This window comes from Nostoc sp. XA010 (assembly GCF_020829625.1).
In the GTDB taxonomy this organism is placed as follows: Bacteria; Cyanobacteriota; Cyanobacteriia; order Cyanobacteriales; family Nostocaceae; genus Nostoc.
In genome coordinates this window covers 72,220-80,596 of sequence record NZ_JAIVFX010000029.1, presented here as the reverse complement: position 1 = coordinate 80,596, position 8,377 = coordinate 72,220, and the positions used below count along the sequence as shown (strand labels likewise).

Here is an 8,377-nt window from a genome sequence, read left to right as displayed (position 1 = left end):
CGTGATGACAACGCAGCGCGAAATATTCAAGCAGTTGGGGCATCGACTGTTGAGTTAGGTGATGTAAGTCGGGCAGTGCCTGCAATTGCTGTTTGACCTCAGAATCCCCCGTTTTATAAACGGGGGAGTATGTCAATCTTGTTCACCCTTAATTCCGCCTCCCATAGCCAACAGCGCCGTTCCATAAGCTGCTTCTGTGTACACTGACGCTACTACAGGAACCTGCAAATGACGCGCCCTAATCGCACCCCAAGCTTCATTCGCCGCGCCACCGCCAGCAGTATAAACACTGCTCAATTTATCTGCGCCCATTTGCTGTAATAATTCATACCCTCGCGCTTCTATGCGGGCAATGCTTTCTAACAACCCATGCAAAAATTCCACTGGGTTATCTGGGCGTGGTGACAAACGTGGCGGTAGATTCGGATCATTAATCGGAAAGCGATCGCCTACCTTCAACAACGGATAATAATCTAACTCGCTGGCTTTTGATGCATCAATCTCCAGGCTAAGGCTTTCTAACTCAGCGTTGGTGAAAAATTGCTTTAGTACTGCACCTCCAGTATTAGAAGCACCACCAGTCAGCCACAAATCACCCAATCGGTGGCTGTAAATTCCATATCTGGCATCTTCTACACGGGTACGACTTAACAACTTTAGTACCAACGTTGAACCAAGGGAAGTCACGGCTTCACCAGGTAATTTTGCCCCACTGGCAAGAAAAGCAGCAATACTATCAGTTGTACCTGCACACACAAAACAATCACGGCGGAAACCGAACTTATCCGCAATTTCAGGACGCAATTGGGCAATGGGAGTCCCAGGAGTTAAAACTTTGGGTAGCTGAATCGGTATTTGCAACTTTTCTAGCCATTCTGGGTATTTCAACTCTTCCACGTCATAACCCAGCTTTAAAGCATTATGGTAATCGCTAATCCCCAACTGTCCATGTAGGAGAAACGCTAGCCAATCTGCTTGATGCAGGAAATATCTAGCTTCACTAAAAGAGGGTTGTTGCCTCATCCACAAAAGTTTCGCCAGGCTGGAGGTGGCACTCAACACGGTATGATTGGGGGGTGCTATACTCCTCAAATGCTCTAGCACCAATGATCCCCGCGCATCGTTGTACAGCAATGGTGCATCTGTTGGATTGCCAGCAGCATCGACCAGCAAGACGGTGGAAGAAGTACCATTAATTGCGATCGCTTTAATTTCTCGCCGCAATTGATCAGGTATTTGTTCCACCAGCACAAACAAAGCCTCCTGCCAAATTTTGGGCGTAACGGCGGCTGGTGAGTCCTGGAAGGGATATCGCACCTGTGCCTGGATGCTAGCTTCCTGATCAACCACCATACCGCGTGCGCCAGAGGTGCCAAAGTCGATACCCAAATAGAAATCCATAGTTTTATGAATTTTTTTAATAAAGAATCATTAACGACTACTGATTAATAACTGCTTTTGTTGCATCTTGTAACAAGATATTCCCCAATCTTGGCAAAACAAGGAAAAGTAGTAAACGAACTGTTCAAAATCTATTCAGTTTAGGAGGTTTTCAGCCATGCCTATCTTAGATACTCTGTACATCGCTCAGATATCTTCCATCTCAGATACTCAAGTCTACATCGCTCTAGTTGTGGCCTTGATCCCCGGAGTTCTAGCTTGGCGATTAGCCACAGAACTTTACAAATAAGGCTCCGATGTGACACAGTTAAAAAGCTAATATCCTGGCAGTACGGGGTGCAATTTCCAGACCTTATGGTGTAAAGCCATAAGTATTCAGAAACCTTGCACTTACGTAAGCCAGGTTATTTTTTAACTGGTGCAACACTTGTAGCTATTTCAAAAAAATGAAGTAATATGACAGCTAAATCAGCAGTAATTAGCGCCAGAGAGCTTTTACAGTGCTTCCCTTCACTCAGCGAGGTTATTTTTTAGCATCATGAACGCGACTCAACCCTCAAGGACACCGTTACAACCTATACAAAAACGCCGGGTCATTCCTCGACCAAAGCGGCATCTTCGTCAACGTTCTTACCAGGTGATGGCTCTGGAAAGCACAGCCAAAATAGCAGTTAATCTTGTGATTACAGCCGTTGCAGGATCTGCCTTAGCACAACTTTTGCCTTATCATTGGTCACAGCAAGAAAAGTTGCGCGAAATTAGTACTGAAGTCAAGCTGATGGAAGGACATGTCAATGGTTTGCAAGCGCAATTTAGCCGTAACTTCGATCCCCAGCAAACCAAAAGTATTATGCAAGAACAAGGATACCGATTTGATCCTAATCAGCGTCGGGTCGTGTTGATGAATCCCGATCGCCGAGAAGATGAACAAACAGAATCATCACCCTAAGACAAATAGCGAATTTAGGATTATTTAAGTTTCTTGTGATTCAGGCTAAGTATAAGCCGGGTGTTAATTTATATTATTGCTAATAAATAATGGTTAATAGCTAATTTTTGAATAGCTATGTAGCTATCATCTATTAGTCATGAGCCATACAGCGTCACTAAAATCTCATTCAAAGTTTAATAATTTATTTTGAATTTTGAATCCCCCAGAAGAACTAATCTACCAATTAGGACGCTGATTCATATAACAGTTCGTTTAGCCAATTTTCGAGTTGTAAACGCAAGCGATAACCAGTAATATCCTTACTGTTGTCGAGAAAGGGCAGTTGAGTGAGGGCGCGACGATAATCAGCGATCGCACAATTCCAGTCACCCCAAAGATGGTAAGTTCTGCCGCGTTCAGCCCAGATATGACCTTCTAGTTGACCGAAAAGCAGTGCTACCTCAAAATTCTCAATTGCCTCCTCATATTGCCCCAAATCACGCCAGGTAATGCCTCGGTTAATCCACGCCCGGACATGGCGAGGATTGAAATCAATCGCTTGATCGTAGTCGGCAAGTGCTGCTGCTAATTCTCCACAAGCTGCGTAGTAATTTGCCCGATTATTATAAGCACTAGCCAAATAGGGATTAAGCTTGAGAGCGGTATTGTAGTCGGAAAGTGCTTTTTGCCTTTCACCACTTTGGAAATAAATTAGCCCCCGGTTGTTGTAATCAATGGCATTGTGGGGATGGCGGAAAATTAGTTGGCTTAAAAGTGCGATCGCCTCAGTATAATCTCCTTGTTGAGCCGACCTCAAAGCACAAGAACGTAAATAGCGATCGCCTAAAATAGATTTGCCACCGTCATTTTTCCTCTGTGCGTGAGTTTTATATGTAACATTGGAAACAACTTTACATTTGCGAAGTTGCTGGTCACCATCAGCTAAAAATGAGTTAATATTCATATTTGCCTATACTAAATCGGTGTTTTGTGGAATCAAATTCTAGTTTTCGTCTGCTAGTGGTTTTACTACTATTTCCATTCTTAAAGTATTTAGGATTACATTAAAGCAATTTAAGAGAGAACTTAACCTAGCCGCACAAGAGAAATCTACGCCCTAGATAAACAATTGATCCTCAAACCTAATCATGAATACTTCATCCCTAGGGTGAATTCCAGAAATAGCAAATGTCAATCTCAAAGGCTAGCACCGCAAGGCGGAAGTCAAAAATCAAAAATCAAAAGTCAAAAGTATTATGGAATAAGCTCTTTAGGGATTTTAAATGGCTGCTCTATTTCCGCCGTGGCGTACTAGCCAAGTAGTGAGAGCGACAAATTGGTAGAATGCCAACAAGCCGTTCATTAAAGAGGGGATGAGGGAATGAGGAAGCAGGGGGCAGGGGGCAGGGAGCAAGGGGGAGAAGGACAAGGGAACAAGAAGAATTAGAGACAAAGGGAAAGACTTGTTGCAAGTTCTCACTCAAGTCACCTTATCCCCTGCCCCTGCCCCCTGCCCCTCTGCCTCTTCCCCATTCCCTAGATTAAATTTTTAAATTTTGAGAAGTTTTCCGATGACAACCGCAATTTCCTATCCCAATGCCCCTGATTTAGCAACCGATGATTACATTGTTATCGGCTTGGCAACCTGCTTCGTCAAAGAAGATGGAGAAGTTTATCAAATCGAAGTTATAGAACCGATTCCCTCTGCGGCTTTGGAAGCGCTCTTAAAGGGCATTCCTACCTCTTATAAGCTGGCTCATGCAACAACTTTGGGATCTGTGCTGGATGGCGATTCACAAGTGTTGCCAGATGGCTTCCCAGAGTCGGCTCAGTTTGGAGAAGAATTTGTACCACGGGCATTTGCAGCAGCTCGTACCTACAAGCGTCGTGAATCTGCAAAATCTCTGATTCCTTTAGGTACAAACTACAGCGAATTTAAGTATTCCATTGAGCGCAAACGGGTATTAAATGCCGCTAGAGTTGTCACCAAAGAAGACAACGTTAAACAACATTCTCACACTCACAAAGTTCTTTAAGTAATTATGCTCAAACTTTATGGTGGCGCTCGTAGTCGAGCCTCAATTGTTCAATGGTATTTAGAGGAAATAAAAGTTCCTTACGAATTCGTCAAGCTGGATATGCAGGCTGGTGAACATCTCCAGCCTGAGTATTTGGCAATTAACCCAGTTGGTAAAGTTCCAGCAATTGTTGACGGGGATTTTAAACTTTGGGAATCTGGGGCAATTTTGCTGTATCTTACCGATAAGTATGGTAAAACTGCCCTTTCCCCAGAGGAACGTGCTGTATTTTCCCAATGGACGTTGTTTGGCAATTCTACCCTCGCTACAGGGATTTTTGTGGAAGCAAATCGGGAGCGAGAAATGCCCCGCTTGTTGACTTTCTTGAATGAGATTCTCGAAAAGCAGCCTTTTCTGCTGGGTAATGAATTCACTGTTGTGGATGTGGCAGTGGGGTCTATTCTGAGTTACATTCCCATCATGCTGAAGCTAGACCTCAGCCCCTACCCAGCTGTGTTGAACTATATCAAGCAGTTATCTGAGCGTCCAGCATTTCAAAAAAGTATTGGCGGAGGGGCTTAATTGTAGTAAAGGCACACAAATGTGCATGGGTGTCAACTTCAGCCTCGGCGAATGGAATTCGCGGCTACACAAACAAAGCCCACCTCCGTGGGCTAAAATAAGAGAAAATTAAGGTTTTTAACCCGCACAGGCGGGTTTTGCCTGTGTAGACGCGGTTTCTAACCGCCCTTTTAGCGTTAAATTAACTAACGTGTATTAGATCCAAACAAAAATCTTCACAAAATGTAGTTTGGATAGGTAGTGCCCACCATACAAATCTGTTAACGATAATTTGTAAATTGTAAAGCAGCTGGGTAGTCTTCTTGTTTCAGGCGCTGCATGACTACTTGTAAGTCATCTTTAGATTTGGCAGAAACCCGTACAGCATCGCCTTGAATTGAAGCTTGTACCTTTTTGAATTCGTCCCGAATCAATTTGGAAATTTGTTTGGCGATTTCCTGACTAATGCCTTTTTTGAGTTTGATTTCTTGACGCACGCGATTACCACTGGCTGATTCAACTTTGCCAAAATCAAAGATTTTCTGGGATAGGTTACGCTTGGCGGCTTTTTCTCGCAGAATGGTGTGTACAGAATCTAAGGTAAACTCGCTGTCAGTACTAACATTAATGCTTTCTTCGACTAACTCGATAGTAGTTTCAGTGTCTTTGAGGTCGTAACGACCTTTGATGTCTCGGATAACTTGATCGACTGCGTTAACCAACTCTTGTCGGTCAAAGTCGCTCACAATGTCAAAAGAAAAAGTAGAAGCCATAAAAGATTTTAGATTTTAGATTTTGGACTTCGACTTCGCTCAGTCGAACGATTTTGGATTGGGAATTTGGAATTGGGGACAAGGCGAAAGATTTGTTGCAAATTCTTCCCCTGCTCCCCCTGCTCCCTCATCTCCCCACTCCCCATTCTCCATGCCCCAATTAACTAGTAGCTTGGATGATGCTCAAGAAAAACAGGGTGCCAGAGCTAAGAATGCCAATGGCAAACATGAGCGATCGCAAAAGGGGTATATTCAAAATATAAAAAATTGAGTATAGCAAACGGGCTACCACAAAGGCGATCGCAGCCACTTGTGCTGTAAAAGAATTTACACCAGTTACATAAGCCATCAATGCTGCTGCTGCAAACACCATAAACGCTTCAAAGGTGTTCTGATGTGCCCAAGTAGCTCGTTGGGCATAAGGTGGCAATTTATCAAACATAGCGCGAGGACTAGAAAAACTTTCATACCCAATACGCACACGGGCATAAGCTACTAGCAAAAATGGCACGTAAATTAGAACGACAGCAGCAGCGATCGAGTACAAAAAAATTATCATTACTTATTAGTCGTTGGTTATTAGTCATCAGTCATCAGTCATCAGTCATCAGTCATTAGTCAAATAACAAATGACAAAAGACAAATGACAAATGACTAATCAAAGTAGAAAAGCGTCACCACTTTTCTTTGTTCTTCTGCATCCTGACAAGTTTGCAACAGGGTGCGGCTGTCGTGAAACGCAAAGCAGATTAGTTGCTGGCAACGGGAGACAATCTCCTTGTTGCACAAGTAACTAGCTTCAGCAAGGGACAGAGTATCATTACTGGGATTTTCGACTAGATGCATTACCTGTTCTAGTTGCTGGCGCGATTCCAAAGGCTGGCGTTCCAGGCTTTGGGGTAGAATCACCGTCAACAAATTTGCATCAGCCCGGGTTGCTCCCTTGATGGCCGCTGAATTTGTACCTGTAGCACCAGAAGTAATGATTCTATTACCCGATAAAACTAGGGCATAAGTCATCATTTCAATAAGATTCTGATGCGTAATCGGGACATGACGAGAACCCAGCAAGGCGATTTTTTTAGAACCCGTTTGCTGGATTGTCGCTAGTTCTTGCGCTAATGTATCTAGGTTAATAAGGTCTGTTGATTGGCTCAAAGATGGAGATAATCAGATTAAACGACCCAGATATTCTACCAAACAGCGTGTAGATACGAGGAAAACTTGAGTTAAACATTGCTACTAATTTTCGATTGTAAGGAAACAGCTCGCCATCCCTTGGGAGGTGACGGTGAGCCAGCTGTACCCTTACCAGTAATACAGCCTCCTAACTGATAACTGAGCAATGAATCTAAGACAATGCCGTTGCCGGAGTTAAACCTAGTTTGGATAACAAGCGGTCAATGTCAAAATGCTCGGACATCAACTTGCGAATATACTGAACCTTAATCGGCTCGTGGACACGAACTTGACCAAAAGTGCGGTCAACAATTTCTACAGTAGTCAGGGTATCTAAGTCAACAGACAAAATGGGGATTTCTAGGTCTTCAGCGCGACTGAGAATGAACGGTGGGGGTGGTAGTTGCCCGGTGAGAATTAAACATTGGGTAGAAGTTTCCAAAGCCGCTTGCTGAATTTCCACGCGATCGCCCCCTGTTACCACTGCCATATTCCGGCGTTTGCGGAAATATTTCACAGCAGAGTTGACATTCATCGCTCCAATTGCTAGACTTTCGACCAACAAATCCATGCGATCGTTGCGACAGAGAACATCAGCCTTTAGCTGTTTGACCAGTTCGCCAACACTGACACTGCGGAGCAAATCGCTGTTAGGCAGCATTGCTAGCACCGGAATCCCCTGCTGTTCCAAAAATGGCCGCAAGAGAGTGTCAACTGCTTCTAGTTGGGTGACAGGGATATCATTAATTACAACTCCAATCAAGCGATCGCCCACACGCCCTTTAGCAGTCAATAGCGACTCAACCGAGAGCAACGATTTATAGCGGGCTACTAACAGCACGCCAGCATCCAATACTTCAGCAATTTGCAGCAAAGACAAGTCAAACAAATTGCCTTCAGACAAATCACCAGGCCCCTCCAGTAACACCAAATCTCCTTGGGATTTATGCAAATATTGCTGTATTAAGGACTGCTGATAATCGGTTTTATCTTCCCCTCGCAAGCGTTTTTGCACATTTAGTTCATCCAAAGCCAGCATTGTAGGTGCAACACGGTTTTCCGGCAAATTGAGGCTAAGAGCGATGAATTGGACATCTTCCTCAATCACGGTTCCACTGGACGAATTCAAACACGTACCAAGCGGTTTACCGTAGGTAATATCCAGTCCTTTTTGCTGTAGCTGATGAGACAAACCCAGAACAGTTGCAGATTTACCGCTATAAGTCTCGGTTGATCCAATCAGCAAATATTTAGGGGATTTTGGCACACATGCACTCCTAATTTCAAAAGTCAGAAGAACCCAGCTAGGTGTTTCCTAATTCTAGTTCCTTCTGGCAAAAGCCTCAGCTCTCACAAATTAAGGTTTCCCAGAATTACCTTCTGATTAACAAGCAGAAGAGGCAGAGGAAGCAGGGGAGGCAGGGGAGGCAGGGGAGGCTTTTGAGGAAAGAGGGTTCTTGTCCTACTAATCCTGAATCTGGGTCAACTAAATAGCTGCGATCGCAGTAGATGAT

10 protein-coding genes and 1 pseudogene are annotated in these 8,377 nt (G+C 43.9%); 5 read left to right on the top strand and 6 right to left on the bottom strand.

What is annotated here, in order from left to right:
• A pseudogene (locus LC608_RS28195) lies at positions 1-96 on the top strand (RNA-guided endonuclease TnpB family protein); the annotation flags it as partial.
• 36 nt (positions 97-132) lie between these two features.
• Here LC608_RS28195 and LC608_RS28190 read toward each other — a convergent pair.
• Positions 133-1,401, bottom strand: a complete 1,269-nt coding sequence (locus LC608_RS28190; RefSeq protein WP_229556728.1) for an FGGY-family carbohydrate kinase — start codon at positions 1,399-1,401, stop codon at positions 133-135.
• Between the two features lie 199 nt (positions 1,402-1,600).
• Here LC608_RS28190 and psaM point away from each other — a divergent pair, with 199 nt between their 5' ends.
• On the top strand, positions 1,601-1,690 hold the full coding sequence (gene psaM, locus LC608_RS28185; protein WP_040630342.1) for a photosystem I reaction center subunit XII: 90 nt from the start codon (positions 1,601-1,603) through the stop codon (positions 1,688-1,690).
• Between the two features lie 249 nt (positions 1,691-1,939).
• Entirely contained in the window at positions 1,940-2,350 is a 411-nt protein-coding gene (locus LC608_RS28180) for a hypothetical protein (protein WP_229556727.1), read from the top strand.
• A 226-nt stretch (positions 2,351-2,576) separates the two neighbouring features.
• On the opposite strand, the gene LC608_RS28175 is transcribed toward LC608_RS28180, so the two are convergent.
• Positions 2,577-3,296, bottom strand: coding sequence for a tetratricopeptide repeat protein (locus LC608_RS28175; RefSeq protein ID WP_229556726.1), 720 nt, complete (start codon positions 3,294-3,296; stop codon positions 2,577-2,579).
• Positions 3,297-3,903: 607 nt separating this feature from the next.
• Here LC608_RS28175 and LC608_RS28170 point away from each other — a divergent pair.
• The gene (locus LC608_RS28170) at positions 3,904-4,368 is read left to right on the top strand and encodes a hypothetical protein (RefSeq protein WP_229556725.1); all 465 of its coding nucleotides are present in this window, start codon (positions 3,904-3,906) and stop codon (positions 4,366-4,368) included.
• A 6-nt stretch (positions 4,369-4,374) separates the two neighbouring features.
• Positions 4,375-4,932, top strand: a complete 558-nt coding sequence (locus LC608_RS28165; protein ID WP_229556724.1) for a glutathione S-transferase family protein — start codon at positions 4,375-4,377, stop codon at positions 4,930-4,932.
• A gap of 260 nt (positions 4,933-5,192) precedes the next feature.
• Here LC608_RS28165 and LC608_RS28160 read toward each other — a convergent pair whose 3' ends face one another.
• From LC608_RS28160 to LC608_RS28145, 4 genes are all read right to left on the bottom strand, one after another.
• On the bottom strand, positions 5,193-5,684 hold the full coding sequence (locus LC608_RS28160) for a YajQ family cyclic di-GMP-binding protein (RefSeq protein WP_229556723.1): 492 nt from the start codon (positions 5,682-5,684) through the stop codon (positions 5,193-5,195).
• Between the two features lie 160 nt (positions 5,685-5,844).
• Positions 5,845-6,243, bottom strand: a complete 399-nt coding sequence (locus tag LC608_RS28155; protein WP_229556722.1) for an MAPEG family protein — start codon at positions 6,241-6,243, stop codon at positions 5,845-5,847.
• A 95-nt stretch (positions 6,244-6,338) separates the two neighbouring features.
• A complete protein-coding gene (locus tag LC608_RS28150; protein ID WP_118167156.1) occupies positions 6,339-6,842 on the bottom strand; it encodes a DNA recombination-mediator protein A in 504 nt (167 codons plus the stop codon).
• Between the two features lie 193 nt (positions 6,843-7,035).
• Complete coding sequence (locus LC608_RS28145) at positions 7,036-8,130, bottom strand: phosphotransacetylase family protein (protein WP_229556721.1); 1,095 nt, start codon at positions 8,128-8,130, stop codon at positions 7,036-7,038.
• Between the last annotated feature and the right edge of the window lie 247 nt (positions 8,131-8,377).